The sequence below is a fragment of the Acinetobacter qingfengensis genome (assembly GCF_008693185.1).
In the GTDB taxonomy this organism is placed as follows: domain Bacteria; phylum Pseudomonadota; class Gammaproteobacteria; order Pseudomonadales; family Moraxellaceae; genus Acinetobacter; species Acinetobacter qingfengensis.
The window spans coordinates 266,638-284,043 of the sequence record NZ_VXKN01000001.1 but is presented as its reverse complement, the minus strand read 5'-3'; the positions used below and the strand labels follow the sequence as shown (position 1 = coordinate 284,043).

Annotated in this window: 14 protein-coding genes; 6 read left to right on the top strand and 8 right to left on the bottom strand. The window is 36.4% G+C overall.

The window, feature by feature from the left end:
• Positions 1-107 precede the first annotated feature (107 nt).
• On the top strand, positions 108-1,343 hold the full coding sequence (locus F4V57_RS01160) for a pyridoxal phosphate-dependent aminotransferase (RefSeq protein WP_141729233.1): 1,236 nt from the start codon (positions 108-110) through the stop codon (positions 1,341-1,343).
• 164 nt (positions 1,344-1,507) lie between these two features.
• Here the strand turns inward: F4V57_RS01160 and F4V57_RS01155 are convergent, their stop codons facing one another.
• The 7 genes from F4V57_RS01155 to rpsB all read right to left on the bottom strand — a co-directional run bounded on the left by F4V57_RS01155 (position 1,508) and on the right by rpsB (position 11,304).
• Positions 1,508-4,060 (bottom strand): DEAD/DEAH box helicase family protein, encoded by a 2,553-nt coding sequence (locus F4V57_RS01155; RefSeq protein ID WP_070069950.1) that lies wholly within the window; start codon positions 4,058-4,060, stop codon positions 1,508-1,510.
• Positions 4,061-4,067: 7 nt separating this feature from the next.
• Complete coding sequence (locus tag F4V57_RS01150) at positions 4,068-6,035, bottom strand: DNA methyltransferase (protein ID WP_081409207.1); 1,968 nt, start codon at positions 6,033-6,035, stop codon at positions 4,068-4,070.
• Positions 6,036-6,176: 141 nt separating this feature from the next.
• Positions 6,177-8,249 carry a polyphosphate kinase 1 gene (gene ppk1 / locus F4V57_RS01145; protein ID WP_070069951.1) on the bottom strand — a complete coding sequence of 691 codons (2,073 nt, stop codon included), beginning with the start codon at positions 8,247-8,249 and terminating at the stop codon, positions 6,177-6,179.
• Positions 8,250-8,370: 121 nt separating this feature from the next.
• Positions 8,371-9,054: a monofunctional biosynthetic peptidoglycan transglycosylase gene (gene mtgA, locus F4V57_RS01140; RefSeq protein WP_070069952.1), complete on the bottom strand. Its 684-nt coding sequence runs from the start codon at positions 9,052-9,054 to the stop codon at positions 8,371-8,373.
• Between the two features lie 187 nt (positions 9,055-9,241).
• The gene (locus F4V57_RS01135; protein WP_141729234.1) at positions 9,242-9,412 is read right to left on the bottom strand and encodes a hypothetical protein; all 171 of its coding nucleotides are present in this window, start codon (positions 9,410-9,412) and stop codon (positions 9,242-9,244) included.
• Positions 9,413-9,521: 109 nt separating this feature from the next.
• Entirely contained in the window at positions 9,522-10,397 is an 876-nt protein-coding gene (gene tsf, locus F4V57_RS01130) for a translation elongation factor Ts (RefSeq protein ID WP_070069953.1), read from the bottom strand.
• Between the two features lie 151 nt (positions 10,398-10,548).
• Positions 10,549-11,304, bottom strand: coding sequence for a 30S ribosomal protein S2 (gene rpsB, locus F4V57_RS01125; protein ID WP_070069954.1), 756 nt, complete (start codon positions 11,302-11,304; stop codon positions 10,549-10,551).
• Positions 11,305-11,542: 238 nt separating this feature from the next.
• Here rpsB and map point away from each other — a divergent pair, with 238 nt between their 5' ends.
• From map to dctA, 4 genes are all read left to right on the top strand, one after another.
• Positions 11,543-12,367 (top strand): type I methionyl aminopeptidase, encoded by an 825-nt coding sequence (gene map / locus F4V57_RS01120; protein WP_070069955.1) that lies wholly within the window; start codon positions 11,543-11,545, stop codon positions 12,365-12,367.
• Between the two features lie 62 nt (positions 12,368-12,429).
• The gene (locus F4V57_RS01115; protein WP_070069956.1) at positions 12,430-13,119 is read left to right on the top strand and encodes a YoaK family protein; all 690 of its coding nucleotides are present in this window, start codon (positions 12,430-12,432) and stop codon (positions 13,117-13,119) included.
• Positions 13,116-13,520 (top strand): NUDIX hydrolase, encoded by a 405-nt coding sequence (locus F4V57_RS01110; RefSeq protein WP_070069957.1) that lies wholly within the window; start codon positions 13,116-13,118, stop codon positions 13,518-13,520. Before F4V57_RS01115 ends, F4V57_RS01110 begins: the two co-directional genes overlap by 4 nt.
• Positions 13,521-13,635: 115 nt before the next feature.
• Positions 13,636-14,910, top strand: a complete 1,275-nt coding sequence (dctA, locus tag F4V57_RS01105; protein WP_070069958.1) for a C4-dicarboxylate transporter DctA — start codon at positions 13,636-13,638, stop codon at positions 14,908-14,910.
• 153 nt (positions 14,911-15,063) lie between these two features.
• On the opposite strand, the gene F4V57_RS01100 is transcribed toward dctA, so the two are convergent.
• Positions 15,064-16,131 (bottom strand): type II asparaginase, encoded by a 1,068-nt coding sequence (locus F4V57_RS01100; RefSeq protein ID WP_081409209.1) that lies wholly within the window; start codon positions 16,129-16,131, stop codon positions 15,064-15,066.
• A 334-nt stretch (positions 16,132-16,465) separates the two neighbouring features.
• Between F4V57_RS01100 and F4V57_RS01095 the strand changes: the two genes are divergently transcribed.
• On the top strand, positions 16,466-17,344 hold the full coding sequence (locus F4V57_RS01095; RefSeq protein ID WP_070069959.1) for a LysR family transcriptional regulator: 879 nt from the start codon (positions 16,466-16,468) through the stop codon (positions 17,342-17,344).
• Positions 17,345-17,406 lie beyond the last annotated feature (62 nt).

Sequence of the window (17,406 nt, the reverse complement as noted above, 5' to 3'; positions counted from 1 at the left end):
TATATTTACGCTACTGAAATCAAAATTGCTAGTGTAATATGTTGCTCAATTCAATTTTTTTAAATTGACTCCTTCTTAAATAATCTTTCAATTACATGGAATTGGTTATGTCCACTCAAATACACTCGTCACGGGAAATCAAAAAATCAGCTAAATTGGAGCATGTTTGCTACGATATTCGTGGTCCTGTGTTACGAGCCGCCAATGAGATGGAAGAACAAGGACATAGAATCATCAAGCTTAATATTGGTAATCCAGCACCGTTTGGCTTTGAGGCGCCTCAGGAAATTATTAATGATATTGCCATGAATTTGCCTAATGCTATTGGATATACCGATTCAAAAGGTATTTTCCCGGCACGTAAAGCCATTTGCCAATATTACCAACAAAAAGGCCTTCTCGATTTACATGTAAATGATGTCTATATCGGTAATGGGGTTTCAGAACTCATCGTCATGTCCATGCAGGGCCTACTTAATGACGGTGATGAAATGCTGATTCCTATGCCTGATTATCCATTATGGACAGCAGCAGTTAATTTATCTGGTGGAACAGCCATCCATTATAAATGTGATGAAGAAAATCACTGGTATCCTGATCTTGCGGATATGGAAAGTAAAATTACTGCCAATACTCGTGGCATTGTGGTGATTAATCCAAATAATCCAACAGGTTCGGTTTACCCTCGTCATATTCTGGAACAAATTGTTGCATTGGCACGAAAATATGACCTGATTTTATTTGCTGATGAGATTTATGACAAGATTGTTTATGATGGGCTAGAGCATGTTGCTTTGGCATCATTAGCCAAAGATGTTTTATGTGTGTCCTTTAATGGCTTATCCAAAGCTTACCGTATCGCAGGTTATCGTTCAGGATGGATGGCCATCTCAGGGGATAAATCCAAAGCTGCCGATTACATCGAAGGTCTGGATATGCTGGCATCCATGCGTCTATGTGCTAATCATCAGGCACAATATGCTATACAGACTGCGCTTGGTGGCTACCAATCAATCAATGATTTAATCCGTCCAAGTGGTCGTCTATATGAACAACGCAATATCGCATGGGAAATGTTAAATGAAATTCCTGGTGTCAGTTGTGCAAAACCAGAAGGTGCTATGTACTGTTTCCCTCGACTTGACCCTAAAATTTACCCAATTGAAGATGATGAAAAATTAATGCTGGATTTATTGAAGGCAGAAAAAGTTTTACTGGTACAAGGAACTGGCTTTAACTGGCCTACACCAGATCATTTCCGAGTAGTATTTCTACCCGCACCTATTGAGTTACGTGAAGCCATTACCCGTATTGGACGTTTTTTGGCAAAATTACGTGCCTGATACAATAATTGGCGGCTGTTGAACATTTCAACAGCCGCTAATTTAATTCTGAGTTTTTCAGGACATTTGCTTGTTACAACAGGCCTTATGCCCATTCAAGGAAAGGATGAAGTAAAGGTATAATCGCCAACTTTACTATATACAATAGAATTTACTAATAAATTCTATTGTATATCAAGAACATGCCGTAGCTCCTGTATAAATTCGTTCTCGTTTCGTGCATGATAAAAAGGGAGAGCTGTTATTCTATATTGCGTATGATCAAGCTGAATGTGTTGTTTTTGCTCGGCAATACACTGTAAAAAATCTGCTTTCCACTGATCTTTATCTTTTAAATGTTCACCTTTGGGTTCAATAAAAACCTGATAAATCAAGCATTGATCATCAACATATTTTTGGCAATATAAAACAAAATCAGGCTCAAATGCCCGCCCTTGTATGTCATAAATTTTAAAGGCACGTTCATTTCTTATTAAATAAATATCTGCAAAATTTTGTTGTAAAGTCGAAATTTGTCTTGCCATCATCTGAACAAATGCCTTTTCTTCAGATGTGCCGTAGTTTGCAGTAAACGCATACCAATCCTGAGTTGCCAGCCATTGCTCCTGCCCTTCTGATCGCTCACTATTCTGTTCGACAAAAATTACTTTATCTTTAAAAATACTGGCAACAGGATATTGAGTAAAATGGGTTCCTGCAAATCCACTGACCTGTTGTTTAATTTCATGCTCCAGTTGTTGCAGAAACTGACGAACTATTCCTATATATTGCTGCATATCGAGTTGATGTATTGACTGTTGTGCATGCACACTCACCGATACTCCCATCAAATAATGCTGGCTTTGTATAAACTCTGATATAGACGTCAGTGCAGGAAAATATTGTTTTAAATTCTGAAAATGAAAAAACTCTCTTTCTGATAAAGCATAACGTAGCGTATGTTCTGGGATCTGGGTAAGCTCCAAATCAGTCACTACTTTGTCAGTAACATCATCAGGACGATCTTCAGTCAATAATCCCAGACGATACCCCCTACCAGATTTCAGGGAAACATGAAAATTTCTTTTGCGAATACCGAGTTGTATAAATGAACAGCTTTGTTGCGTATCCAATACCTGTTTATCATTTAAAAAGATTAACCCTTGTTGATACAAAACACTTTGCTTAAAACTTTCTTTTAAACTCAAATTACGTTGGATTAATTTATATTGATCTTCAACTAGACCAATGGATATTAGAGCCTGACGCAATTCTGAAATATAACGGTTATCTTCAACTGTGTGATAATACAATTCTTCCAAAATTCTAAGTTCATGGTCAGGCTGCTGATCAAATTTTCGCTGATCTCTGGAAAATTCAGAATTTTTCAATTCAAATGGATAATAACGCGCTCCACGCCCAATTAATTGTGCTTCCGATAATGTCGTTTTACCAATTTTGCCATGTTTAATCCCATCACGATCTTCATATAAACGTACAATATCAAATAAATTTAGTACATCCCATCCTTCATTTAATTTTTGTACTGCAAATATGGCACGAATAGGATTGTCCAGATCTTCCAGTGTGTTTAATAAAATTTGATTACGTTCAGCTTCTATTTCATTATTGGCACTTAAACAATGTTCAAATTTAAAATTAGATTTCAACCGGCTTACAATTTCATAAAATGAGATATTTCTACCTTTAAAATAGCTAAATATTTGCTGAATAATATCTGCTGTTGCATTTTTCTCTATATATTCAATATGAGAAACATGTAAATCTTCAATAATATGATGGAAATTTCTCTTATTTTGTTCTGACTCTTTAATGCTTCGTTTAGCTTTAAATAAGATAACAGGCTTTAAATTAATATGATGCTTTGCTGCAATGTCTTCACGATATAAATTCAGTAGTAATGCCTGTAAAATACGTTCCCGTTCGGCAAAATCACTGGCTAAGGTATCTATATGTTTGGAATATCCTGCTTGACAAAACTGTTTTAGATCATACTGATAAATTACTTTATGCTGATATTTCTGATAAATTTGATGTATATCTGCATCAAGGGTTGCTGTAAATTCCAGTAATATATTATCTGAATGCTGTTGTAATAATTGTAATACTGTACTTTCCCAACTTCCTTTCATTTCACCAGATTTTGTACCACTATTTAAATGATGTGCTTCATCAGCAATTAAAACAATTTTTTTATCTTTAAAATCTTCTAGAGTCAATGCATTTTCTCTAGATTTATTTAAATCACTATGTAACTGCTGTAAAGTTGTAAATTTAATATTAATATGTTCTGAATCTGCTTCATCAAAATTTTCAACAGATTTAATCAATAACTCATGATCATTAAATAGCATCGGAGATTTAAATAAATATTTACTATTTTGTGGATCTAGAAAGTTTACTTGTGTCTTTTGCATTATCGTTGAACTATTTACAAAAAATAGAAAATAACGATAACCTTGCTGATATAAATATAACATCAAGGCAGCCATTAACATGGTTTTACCACTGCCTGTAGCCATATTATACATTAAGTGATATGGACGAGATGGTTTATACTCAAAATCATGCTGAAAAAAATAGATACTCTGTTTTAATGCTTGAAACTGATAAGACCGAACTGGATGTTTAAGAGAATATAAAATCGATTCAGGGACATTAATTTGCATTAATGCCTGTTGTGCCAAAGGATGATGGAAAAATTCTACTAAATTCATCTTCGCTTTAACCTTTCAATTGATAAAATGCCTGACTTAATTGCTTTTCAGTCAAACTACAGACAAATTCCTGATCTTCCAGAGAAGATAGATTTACATATAGCTGGTTTTTATCCAGAATTTCAATGAGGTATTGCTGTTGTTGTAAAAAATCCAGCGCCTGAAATTCCGCCAGATAAATGTCCTGTTTCTGAATATCCAGTTGATAATTTAAAAAGGATTTTTGCTTCATCTGTTGCCAGATTTCAAATAATGCTGCACTGTCTGAAGCTGCCATGATTTGCTCAATAAAGCTCTGGTTATGGCTTTTAAGTTCAAAATATCCAAATGTACCCCCACCTTGCCAGTTCACCTCTGGATCACTGGAAATACCCGTAGCATCGCCATTAATCACATTCTGTAAACGTTGTAATGCCAAATCAATCTGATTTTGTAATTGCTCAATACCAATGTAACGCCGCCCCAGTTTATGTGCTGTTGCAGCCGTTGTCCCACTTCCCAGATGATAGTCCAATATGAGGTCATCCTGATCAGTGAACATACTTATCAATAATTTCATCAGTTGTTCTGGTTTTTTTCCATTTCTGAATTCCACACTTCCCTGTCTGGATACTGTATTATATTCTTTTTCAAAATTAAAAAAGTTGGGATATGGTTTTTTGGTAATATCACTACTTTGTGGCATACCCTGATAGTACCCACCATTCTTTTTACCCTGTGGTGCAGCATAAAAATAACGATAGCCCAAAGCATCATCACCCATATCAGGTACTTTGAACAGTGTTTCGGCAGGAAATTGAGCTTTTAATGGTTCCAGAAATTCTACAAAGAAACGTCCACTGCTATTTTTTTCACGAATTGAACCCCGAATACTAATTTTTTTCAATCCTTCTGTACTTGCAGCAGCCGTCTTTACTTGATACTGTTCAGGTAAGTAAACTTCAACTGTTTTATTCGCACACTGTAAAATTTGTGCTGGTACAGGATCAATCAACTCAACGTATTGATCATAATCATCAATGGTCTTGGCAATCTGCTGAAATGGCATTTTTCGATGAATATCATTACTATAAATTAATACATATTCTATAATATCATTAAACTCCTTATCTCCTGTCAAGGTTCGATCTGGATGCCGCACCTGTATGTGCAAATCACATAGGTGCTTGTTAAAAATCTCATCCAGCAATAACCTTAAATAAGGATATTGATGAAAGGAACACTGTGCAATAAAAACGCCCGATGGAGCTAATAAACTTCTGGCAACTTCTGCCCGATTTTTCATAAAAGTCAGCCAACTGGAGCGACTAAAAGTATCATTATATTGAAAAGAATCTGATCCTGTATTATAAGGCGGATCAATATAAATCAATTTTACCTGTCCATGAAATTGTGATTTTAAACTGTGTAATGCCAGCAAATTATTACCTTTAATAATCAAATTCTGACAAATTTTACCTTGTTGATTGCGCTTGAAATTTAAATCTGGATGCTGGCCTTTGGCATCAAAATATACTGGATGCGTTAATACCTTGGGTTCAAATAATTGAGTAATTTCATCTTGAGCCAGAACCTGATTAAAGAAAATTTCTTGCCGTTTTTGCTCTTCTCTTGTTTGTCCGCCTTCCAGCACACAATCCTTGAAAGGCCAGACTAGAACAACATCATTTAATTGTTTGATATATTTATCACCAACACTTAAACCAACTTTATTTTTATACTGAGTATAACTATCATAAAAGAAGCTCTTTTGTTCCATGAATTGTTCAAACTCATGTAATTTGAAGATTTTACTGTCTGCAATTTCTACAAAAAAATGTTGTTTTAACTGAATATTTTCTAGCAACAAAGTGATCAACACTGCATCATACTGTCTGGCTTTATTCAAAACTACCCATTTTTTTATCTGACCATTTTCATCAATGAAATCTGGTTCCTGCTGTAACTGTTGTTGTAAGGTCTGAATAAGCTTCATGAAATTTTAAGTACATGCAAAAAAAAAGAATGTAACGTTTTTTGGAAATGAAGTCTATGAAACAGTAAAAAGAGATGGGCAATCGCTTACTTTTTATAAAAAAGAAGGGGCAGTTCTGCCCCTCGCTGAAACTACTAAATTTTAGCTAAAATATTCAATTAAGACTTGTTGTGCTAGATGTATTTTTTCGCCTTCTGCTGCTTGTACCTGTAACCACTGACCATCAGGTTGCAAAACCCATGCCTGCTGGTTATCTTCCAGATAATTTAATAATCCTTGTTGATAAATACGTTTTTTCAAGACAGGATCTTCTATTGGGAAGCAAGCTTCAACACGATTGAATAAATTACGATCCATCCAGTCTGCACTTGAACAGTAAATACGTGGTTCACCACCATTTTCAAAATAATAAACCCGTGTATGTTCAAGGAAACGACCAACAATAGAACGTACTCGGATATTATCCGATAGTCCTGGCAATTGTGGACGTAAGCAGCAAATTGAACGAATAATCAAATCAATCTGTACACCAGCCTGTGAAGCTTCATACAATTTATCAATCAATTGTTTTTCAGTCAATGCATTGACCTTAACAATAATTCTGGCTGCTTTTCCAGCTTTGGCATTGGCAATTTCATTATCGATAAAAATCTTCAATTGCTGATGTAAGGTAAACGGTGCATGTAAAAGTTTTTTCAGTTTTACCGTTTTACCCATGCCAGTTAATTCCTGAAACACGCGATGCACGTCTTCACACAAATCACGATCTGTGGTTAACAAACCGTAATCGGTATAAATACGAGCATTACCAGCATGATAATTGCCTGTACCTAAATGAACATAACGTATTAACTTATTGTTTTCACGACGCACAATCATGATCATTTTGGCATGGGTCTTATAGCCAACAATACCATAAACAACGACAGCACCTGCTTCCTGAAGTACATTTGCAACTGCAATATTTGATTCTTCATCAAAACGTGCCCGCAATTCAATAACCGCTGTGACTTCTTTACCATTTCTGGCTGCTTCTGCCAAAACTTGAACAATCTCTGAGTTTGGGCCACTTCGATACAAGGTTTGTTTAATCGCCAAGACTTTTGGATCACGAGCAGCTTCCCGTAATAGACTAATTACAGGTGAAAATGATTCAAATGGATGATGTAACAAAATATCCTGTCGTTTCATCGCTGCAAAAATACTTTCAGTTTTTCTCAATGCTCGAGGAATTACTGGAGTAAATGCGGCATAACGTAAATGTGGTTTGTTAAAATCTGAAGTAAGTCGAGCTAAATTGACCGGACCATCAACCTTATAAAGATCATTTTCATCCAGATCAAACTCATCAAGTAAGTAATCATAAATGTGCTTAGGACAATTTTCAGTCACTTCAAGACGCACACCACGACCAAAGCGGCGTGAACTTAATTCACCTTTAAGTGCCTTTGCCAAATCTTCCACATCTTCATTTAAAGCAAGATCAGCATTGCGAGTTACACGGAATTGATAACATCCTGTTGCAGTCATTCCCGGAAATAAATCAGAAACATGCTCATGAATAATCGCAGATAACATGACATGATGGTCTTTACCTCCTGTCAATTCATCTGGTAAGCGAACAACTCGTGGCAATGAGCGTGGTGCCGGTACAACGGCTAAATCAATATTCCGGCCAAAGGCATCCTTACCTTCCAGTGTAATAATAAAGTTCAGACTTTTATTGACTAATCTTGGAAATGGATGTGCCGGATCCAGACTAATCGGTGTTAAAACAGGAATAACCTGCTCTTGGAAATATTTTTTGAGCCATGCCAATTGTTCTGGTGTCAACTCATTACGTTTAAGAAAACAGATATCTTCCTTACGTAAATTCGGTAAAATTTCTTCATTTAAAATTCGATACTGACGTTCAATCGCAGCATGAGCCGTTACAGAAATTTTAGCCAAAACTTCCTTAGGCGTTAAACCATCAGGCGTATGGCTTTCATTACCTAAAGCCAGTTGCTCCATGAGCCCTGCTACACGAATTTCAAAAAATTCATCCATATTTCTGGAAAAAATTAATAAAAATACCAATCGTTCTAATAATGGATGTGCTGGGTTGACCGCCTGTTCCAATACCCGCAAATGAAAATCTAAAATAGATAATTCACGATTAATATATCGTTCGTTAAAGGTGTAGTTATTCCCTGATTCGCTGATCGCATTCATATTACTTAAGTCTCAATTCAAGGTGTTAAAATTCTTTATCTATTATGCGTCAATAATATGACAATTTTGTAACTATTTCCGTGGAAATACACATTTCGTATTCGGTTGTTTAATTTTATGCTTATTCATTGGCAGGAATATGGCTATAACGAATATACTTTTGAATAAAACGCTGACGAAATTTATAACGGGAATCCTCTGGATGCTTTTGATAATACTTAGGATTTGGCAACATGGCTGCCAATTTAATTGCCTGATCTTTGCTTAAATTTTTTGCACTTTTACCAAAATAACGTCTGGATGCGGCTTCTACACCGTAAATTCCATCACCCAATTCTACCGAATTCATATAAACTTCAAGAATACGTTGTTTTGACCACATCCTTTCCATCATAAAGGTTGCTACAGCTTCCTGAGCCTTGCGTATGTAAGAACGTTGGTTAAATAAAAATAAATTTTTTGCCAATTGTTGAGAAATGGTTGAACCGCCTGCAACAACTTCACCTTTTTGGGTATTACGCTGTGCTGCATTCAGCATACCATCCCAGTCAAAACCATGATGTTGTAAAAAACGGCCATCTTCAGCTGCAACAACAGCATGTTTAAAATGGTCATTGATTTGATTATAATCTCGCCATTCATGATATAAATGCGGTTCTGTTGTGGTGTAATAATAAGTACGCATAAACATGGTCGTTTCTACAGGATGAGTTCGCCACCAGAACAGGCTAGTAAAAATCCAGATTTGTATCAATAAAATCACAGCAATCAATGTTAATACGATACATTTTAGAAACTTTATCATTAGGTCAAAAACAGATTGATCATATTGTTGCTCAAATTAGCATGTTTTTAATAATACTCAAGCTCAGCTTTGAGTAATTTTGTTGCCGTATCAAGTGATTAGCCATTGTTATTCATTATTTTAATTTTTATCTTCAGATGGATCTATTAAAAACGTCATATTGTGAATGACGTTCTGATTTTGATGTTTAACGTTTACCCATAGAGCGACGGGTACCACGTGGCGGCATCCATGTTCTATCTGCATATTGTTCAGGTTTTGGGCGCACCTGATTATGAATAGCTTCTGCCTGTTCTGCATCACTTTGTTTCGGTAAAGCAAAAGGCAATTTTACTGCTGCTTTTTTGGCTTGCGACATAAATTTGTCCTTTAACTAAAAATAATTAATGATTTTATCACTAAAATAAAAAGGCCGAACATTAAAATATCCAGCCTTTTACGATATTTAAACCAACCGTATTCGAAGATTATTTTGCAGCAGCTTGTGCAGCAGCAACTTCTTCAGCAAAGCTTAATTCAGCTTTTTTCTCAATCCCTTCACCAACTTCGAAGCGAACGAATTGTGCAACTGTTGTACCTGTTGCTTTCAATACTTCAGCAACTTTTTTATCGTTGTCGATAACATATTGTTGACGTTCAAGAACAACTTCATTCAAGTATTTTTCAACTGAACCTGTTACCATTTTTTCAACGATGTTTGCTGGTTTACCAGATTCAATCGCTTTTGCTTCTGCAATTTCTTTTTCTTTCGCAACAAGGTCAGCTGGAACTTGTTCTGCTGTTACTGCTACAGGATTGAATGCTGCTACGTGCATTGCAATACCTTTACCTGTATCTGCATCACCTGTGTAAGATACAACAACACCGATTTTTAAACCGTGTTTGTAGACTGCAAGGTTCTCACCTTCAACAATTTGCGCACGACGTACTTGAATGTTTTCACCAATTTTTTGAACAAGCGCAATACGTGCTTCTTCAACAGATTGACCATCTTCAAGTTTTAATTCAGCAATTTTTGCTACATCAGTTTCGCCAGAAGCAAGGATTACTTTTGCTACTGCATTAGAGAAATTAGAGAAGTTACCATCTTTTGCAACGAAGTCTGTTTGGCAGTTCACTTCAACCAGAACCGCTTTATTGGCTTCCTGAACGATAGTGATTGCGCCATCAGCAGCAATGTTACCTGCTTTTTTAGCAGCTTTAGCCTGACCAGATTTACGAAGGTTATCAATCGCAAGTTCAATGTCACCGTTTGCTTCTGTTAATGCTTTTTTGCATTCCATCATTGCAAGACCAGTACGGTCACGTAATTCTTTTACCATGCTTGCAGTAATTGCAGTCATGTTGATCTCCTAAATTCGGATGTATTTAAAATAAAAAAATCTATCTAACAAAAAACGGCCCAAAGTAGTCTATGGGCCGCCCGCATTACTTTGACGCTTTAATTTGCCACGACTGCATGTCGCAACGATGACAAGTGAAGCGTCAAACGCATTAAGCCTCTTGAGTTGCTTCTACAGCAGGCTCTTCAGCTTTTGCTTGTGCATTTGCTTGAGTTTGTGCGTACTCTTTACCAGCAATGATTGCATCTGCCATAGCAGAAGCATACAAAGTTACAGCACGGATCGCATCGTCATTACCAGGAATAACGTAATCAACGCCATCTGGATTAGAGTTTGTATCTACGATACCGATTACAGGAATACCCAAGTTGTTTGCTTCTTTAATTGCAATTGCTTCGTGATCAACATCGATAACAAAAATTGCATCAGGCAAACCGCCCATGTTTTTCACACCGCCCAAAGAGCGCTCAAGTTTTTCCATTTCACGAGTACGTTCTAACGCTTCACGTTTAGTTAGTTTCGCAAAAGTACCATCTTGAGATTGTGTTTGAAGATCTTTCAAACGATTGATAGACTGGCGAAGTGTTTTCCAGTTTGTCAACATACCACCTAACCAGCGGTGATCAACATACGGTTGACCAGCACGTTGCGCTTGTTCACGGATAATGTTGGCTGCTGCACGTTTTGTACCAACGAACAAAACTTTATTCTTTTTACTTGCCAATTGGTTAGCAAAGTTTAAAGAGTCATTTAACGCAGGAACAGTATGCTCAAGGTTAATGATATGAATTTTGTTGCGTGCACCAAAAATGTATTGACGCATTTTTGGGTTCCAGAAACGTGTTTGGTGACCGAAGTGCGCACCAGCTTGAAGAAGGTCACGCATGCTTACGTTGTAATCTGCCATTTTCTTTACCTTAAAAGTTTGGGTTAGGCCTCCATATATCCGCATTCTCCACTTATTAGGTAATTAAATAAACCTTCAAGCACCCAGAGTAATGTGACGATATATGTGCGGATTTTTTCTCCGAAGTTACCAAATGTGTTTTGTTATTCATATTTTCATACGAAAAACCATTTGATAAAACGGGCGGCTATTTATACCATAGTCATTTATAAATTACCAAACGTTTTTGAAGAAGATTATGAATAGTTATGTTGCTCCTCGCCGTTTAATCAAATCTGCTGAAGCCATTGAAAAAATGCGTATTGTAGGTAAGCTTGCGGCTGAGGTTTTGGAAATGATTAAGCCACATATTAAGCCTGGGGTAAGTACGCTGGAACTGGATACCATTTGCCATGATCATATTGTCAATGTCCAGCAAGCCATTCCCGCATGTCTGGGTTACGGTGGCGGCCATGGTCGCCCTGCGTTTCAACACACTATTTGTACTTCTGTCAATCATGTGGTATGCCACGGTATTCCTTCAGAAAGTAAAATTCTAAAACATGGGGATATTCTCAATATTGATGTGACTGTCATTAAAGATGGTTATCATGGGGATACCAATATGATGTACGTGGTTGGTGGTGAAACCAGTATTCTGGCAGATCGTTTATGCAAAGTTGCACAAGAAGCTATGTATGTCGGAATGGAAACTGTGCGCGCAGGTTCCTATGTGGGGGATATTGGCCATGCCATCCAAAAATACGTAGAAAGCCAACGTTTCAGCGTGGTTCGTGAATATTGTGGTCATGGCATTGGTACAGTATTTCATGATGATCCACAAATTTTACATTACGGTGAAAAAGGTACTGGCATGCAACTTGAAGCAGGTATGACCTTTACTATTGAACCAATGGTAAATGCGGGTGTGTGGCAAACCAAAACATTAGGTGATAAGTGGACGGTTGTAACTAAGGATCATAAATTATCTGCACAATATGAGCATACACTTTTAGTGACTGAAACCGGACTGGAAGTATTGACTGCTCGCCCTGAAGAAGATTTATCGCGTTTTCAGAAATAGTGAGTAAAAAATAAAGCCGACAAAAATTCGGCTTTATTTTTCTTTGTCAGCAGAAGATTAACGTGCAACTAGATTATACGAGAGTTCTAAGCTTTAATGCAGGTTTCGTAGACACTGCCTGCTTTCTTGCTTTACATGGTGTATTTGCTGCACATATTACTGGTAATTTTGTCACTTTGGCCGCTGGTATTGTGACAAATGAGCCATCAGGGACGATCGCCAAGATTCTTGCACTGCCAGTATTTTGTATAGTGGTTTTTTTAATACGTTTTTTTGATGATATTCTAAAGTTGTTTCATCGTTCAGCCTATAATGCATTATTACAGCTACAAATTTTATTATTTGCAGTTGCAGCAATCATTAGTTTTATTTTTCTACCCTTTCCTGCTACTGATACACCTGCGAGTATTGCAGTTGCTTTATTCTTGATTGCAGCGATGGCTATTCAGAATGCCATGCAGGAAGAGTATTGGCATCAACAGGCACCTACAACGGTCATGACTGGAGCAACTGTCAAACTTATGCTAAAACTTGCTGACTATATCTCTCCAGCAAATCAAAAAGATAAATCTTTCATCATGGATAAAATCAGGCTAAGTTTTCCCAGAATTATTTGGTTTTGTTTAGGCTGTATCCTTGCAGGAATCTTCTATAAACATGCATTATCATGGATCTTTGTTCCGCCTTTTATTGTAATGTTATTTGCCTATAGAATTAGAAATTCTCAACTTGATAACAGTAGTATTTCATGACGTTTACAGATTTTTATCGTTTAAGCGCACATGCTGTGATTTGTAATGCGCAGCGACAGGTTTTATTACTTAAAGCCACTTATACAGATTGTGCATGGGGTTTACCTGGTGGCGCACTGGATCTGGGAGAAACAATACATCAAGCTTTAATTCGGGAATGTAAAGAAGAACTGGGCTGTGATGTGTTAATCGAATATTTAAGCGGAGTTTATTTTCATCGCCATGTGCAATCACATGCTTTCATTTTTAAATGTCAACTCACTGATCATACTCAAATTCAACTCAGTTCAGAACATAGTCAATGGCAATGGTTTGATCTCTCAGAATTATCCCAAGTACAACGTATCCGAGTGCAAGATTGTCTAAACTTTAATGGACAAGTACTCAGTCGCAGTTTTTAATCTTTTTGAGTTTTTGACATTTATTTTTAAGGCAAATAAACACTTGGTTTTGTATGAATTTTCACATTGGAATATTTATTGCTAAGTACGATAATCATTTCAATGGAATTAGATCATGCTTAACCGGTTAAAACGTAGTTTATTTGCTCAAGTTGTACTTGCTTTAATACTAGGCGTGATCTGTGGCCTGTACTTCCATGATTTTTCCATCGCATTAAAACCACTTGGGGATGGATTTATTTCCTTTATCAAAATGCTAATCGCACCTATTGTGTTCTGCGTGGTGGTATTGGGTATTTATGGTGCAGAAGATATTAAAAAAATGGGGCGAGTTGGTGCAAAAACCATTTTGTATTTTGAAGTTGTAACGACTATTGCACTAATTCTTGGCATTGCTGCTGCATATTTGTTCAAACCTGGTGTAGGAATGAACATTGACATCAGCAAACTGGATAGTAAAGATCTAACCACTTATACAGAACGGGCGCATGAGCTCAATTCTGCATCTGATTTTCTGCTGCACCTGATTCCAAAAACGGTATTTGATGCCTTTACAAAAGGTGACATCTTACAGGTTTTAGTTATTGCGATTTTATTTGGCGTGGCAATGTTACTTGTTCCGAAAAATGTAGCTGACACAGCAAAAAGCTTTATTGAATCTATTTCTGAAATTTTATTCAAAATGATGGGATTAATTATTAAACTTGCACCAATTGGGGTATTTGGTTCAGTTGCATTTACTACAGCAAAATTTGGAATTTCATCCTTATTACAATTGGGCTCATTGGTTCTATTATTTTATGCAACATGTTTCTTTTTTGTTTTTATTATTTTAGGCAGTATCTTAAAAATTTGTGGCTTTAATATTTTTAAATTTGTGGCTTATTTTAAAGAAGAACTCACTATTGTTTTGGGAACAGCATCATCAGACTCCGTTTTACCGCAAATTATGCAAAAGCTGCGTAACTTAGGTATTAAAAACTCAACTGTTGGTCTGGTTATTCCTACTGGATATTCATTTAATCTGGATGGTTTTTCTATTTACTTAACACTTGGTGTCATTTTTATTGCTCAAGCCTGCAATATTGATTTAAGCCTACAACATTTAATGGCTATTTTATTCGTATCATTAATTACATCAAAAGGTGCACACGGTATTCCTGGCTCAGCACTGGTAATTCTTGCGGCAACTTTGTCTGTTGTTCCAAGTCTACCAACCATTGGACTGGTTTTATTACTTTCTGTGGATTGGTTTATTGGGATTGTCCGAGCACTTACCAATCTCATTGGTAATTGTGTCGCAACTGTTGTGATTGCAGTTTGGGAAAAGGATATTGATAAAGTACAAGCACGAAAAATTCTGGATCAACAACGTACAAAAACATCATAAAATCCTTCTTATACAATAAAGCCCATTAAATAATAAAATCTAATGGGCTTTATGTATTTTTACAGTGAATTAGGACATATTGACTTCATTGCCTGCCGTATCTAAACCATAATTTTCTGATTTTTCATGGCAAAAATTAAACTTTGACACATCCTAATATTGCCAGAACATACGTTGAATTTCTTTAGTATCACTGGTTTTAGTTAAGGCCAAAGCTGTCAAAATTCGAGCTTTTTGCGGATTTAAATCATGAGCAACAACCCAGTCATATTGATCATCGGGCTGTTCCGCATTACGTAAAACAAAACCATCCGGAACACGAGATGCCCGAACAATAATCAATCCTTGTTGTCTAAGATTTTTTAACGTATTTACCAAATAATTAGGAACTGAACCATTGCCTGTACCAGCATTAATAATCGCTTTCACACCTGCTTTTGCATAAGCATCATAAGCGACTGGCAACATGGAATCCGATCCGTAAGTAATTTGTACCAGTGGTAAACTATCCCCTTTAATATTTTCAATATTAAACTCTGATTGTGTAGTTTGACGTTTTACGCCTTGTCTGAACCAATAGGTTTTTCCTTCAACCACTGTACCTAGGGCACCCCATTGACTACTAAACGCATTAGTATGAATGTTAATTCGCTTACTGGTATCACGAGCCGCAAGAATACTATCATTCATAAACATCATCACACCCTTGCCTTTACTTTCAGGCGATGCTGCCAAAGCAACTGCACCATAAAGGTTCAATGGTCCATCTGCTGATAATGCTGAAGGTGGACGCATAGAACCAACCAATACAATTGGTTTATCGGTATGTACAACCAAGCTCAGAAAAAAGGCAGTTTCTTCAAGCGTATCTGTGCCATGAGTAATGACAACACCATTTACATCAGAACGTTTCACTAATTCATTAACTTGTCTGGCAATCGATAATAATTCTTTGTCTGTAATACTTTCTGAAGCAATTTGTAATGCTTGCACACCTTTGACATTTGCCAGATCCTGAATTTGAGGCACTGCATTAATGAGAGTATCCACAGGAACTTTGGCAGCAGTATATGTTGCGCTATTGGTTGCGCTGGCACCTGCACCTGCAATCGTACCGCCTGTTGCCACAATCATTACCGTTGGTTTAGCCCATGCACCAACACTAATAAAAACACCCAAACTCATGAATAATACATTTTTCACAATCTTTTTTTGCTTCATCTATTAAAATCCTTGATTTAAATCAAATTCCTTTTGGTTTTAGCAATTATGATGCCAAGCTTTGAATATAATGGTTTTAATGAATAACTTCTAGACAGTATTTTAGGATTTCTGCGATGTTTTTCATAAAAATGTAAAAAATATCTTGCTTTTTTTTTGAGCATTATAATATGATGAACATCATAATCGCATGATTTAGATAGTCTGTATCTCCAGACAGATTATCTTATTTTAAGGCTCAGACAATGTTTGGGCTATTTTTTTATTTAATATGATTAAAATTTTTTCATTATTATGTTAGGTTCAAATCTATTTCTTTTATTCTTTCAATACCATGAATCTAAATCAGGAATTACTGACTGTATTTAAAACTTCGATTGATACGGGTTCATTTTCTGCCACTGCCAGACAACTCAAAAAAGCCCCGTCAGCAATCAGTATGGCAATCTCTCAACTAGAAGATGAATTAAATTTAAAATTATTTGATCGATCGAAACGTGAACCACAACCTACAGCAGCAGCGTTAAGTTTATATCAAAGCACCTTACATACGCTTGCCACCATGCAGCAATGGCAAAATCATGCTTTACAACTTTCAAACCAAGTAGAACCTATGTTGAGTATTGCGATTGCCACAGAGCTTGAAAGCCTGACATGGATTACGATCTTTACACAACTCAGTGAAATTTATCCATTGCTGGAATTAGAAATTCTGACTTTACCACAGGAAGAAGCCTATGAAGCAGTATTATCCGGACGTATTCATTTTGCCATTTTACTGGAACGTCACCATCTAAACGAACACGAACAATTCATCGAAATTGGTAAAGAAAATATGCTTGCTGTAGTGGCAGGCCATCATCCTTTAGCAGTTGATCATGTGGATTATGATGCCTTACTCAAACATCGCCAAATTATTTTTAATAATCGCGAAACTGTCCATTCATCACTTCTTAAAATCTCTTATCAAAGCTGGCAAACTGATAATCAATATTTTGCTGAAGATATTATTAAGGCAGGTCTGGCATGGGGTTTCCTACCACAATCCTATATTCAACAAGACTTGGATACAGGTCTTTTAAAAATTATTGATATTGCCGATTTTAATCCAAAGATCAGCTTGTGCATTGATTTATTATGGAGCCGAGAACATCCGATTGGTAAAGTTGCACAGTCATTTATTGATTTAATCAAAGCACAAAAACACCGTTAAATTTTATAGATTTTTTCAAAACAAAAAGAGGTGGAATGAAACCACCTCCTTAAAACGACCAA

What these genes read in the sequence shown, in the direction of transcription:
- F4V57_RS01160 (WP_141729233.1), top strand. Translation starts at nt 108, where the DNA reads ATGTCCACTCAAATACACTCGTCACGGGAAATCAAAAAATCAGCTAAA.
- F4V57_RS01155 (WP_070069950.1), bottom strand. Translation starts at nt 4,060, where the DNA reads ATGAATTTAGTAGAATTTTTCCATCATCCTTTGGCACAACAGGCATTA.
- F4V57_RS01150 (WP_081409207.1), bottom strand. Translation starts at nt 6,035, where the DNA reads ATGAAGCTTATTCAGACCTTACAACAACAGTTACAGCAGGAACCAGAT.
- ppk1 (WP_070069951.1), bottom strand. Translation starts at nt 8,249, where the DNA reads ATGAATGCGATCAGCGAATCAGGGAATAACTACACCTTTAACGAACGA.
- mtgA (WP_070069952.1), bottom strand. Translation starts at nt 9,054, where the DNA reads ATGATAAAGTTTCTAAAATGTATCGTATTAACATTGATTGCTGTGATT.
- F4V57_RS01135 (WP_141729234.1), bottom strand. Translation starts at nt 9,412, where the DNA reads ATGTCGCAAGCCAAAAAAGCAGCAGTAAAATTGCCTTTTGCTTTACCG.
- tsf (WP_070069953.1), bottom strand. Translation starts at nt 10,397, where the DNA reads ATGACTGCAATTACTGCAAGCATGGTAAAAGAATTACGTGACCGTACT.
- rpsB (WP_070069954.1), bottom strand. Translation starts at nt 11,304, where the DNA reads ATGGCAGATTACAACGTAAGCATGCGTGACCTTCTTCAAGCTGGTGCG.
- map (WP_070069955.1), top strand. Translation starts at nt 11,543, where the DNA reads ATGAATAGTTATGTTGCTCCTCGCCGTTTAATCAAATCTGCTGAAGCC.
- F4V57_RS01110 (WP_070069957.1), top strand. Translation starts at nt 13,116, where the DNA reads ATGACGTTTACAGATTTTTATCGTTTAAGCGCACATGCTGTGATTTGT.
- dctA (WP_070069958.1), top strand. Translation starts at nt 13,636, where the DNA reads ATGCTTAACCGGTTAAAACGTAGTTTATTTGCTCAAGTTGTACTTGCT.
- F4V57_RS01100 (WP_081409209.1), bottom strand. Translation starts at nt 16,131, where the DNA reads ATGAAGCAAAAAAAGATTGTGAAAAATGTATTATTCATGAGTTTGGGT.
- F4V57_RS01095 (WP_070069959.1), top strand. Translation starts at nt 16,466, where the DNA reads ATGAATCTAAATCAGGAATTACTGACTGTATTTAAAACTTCGATTGAT.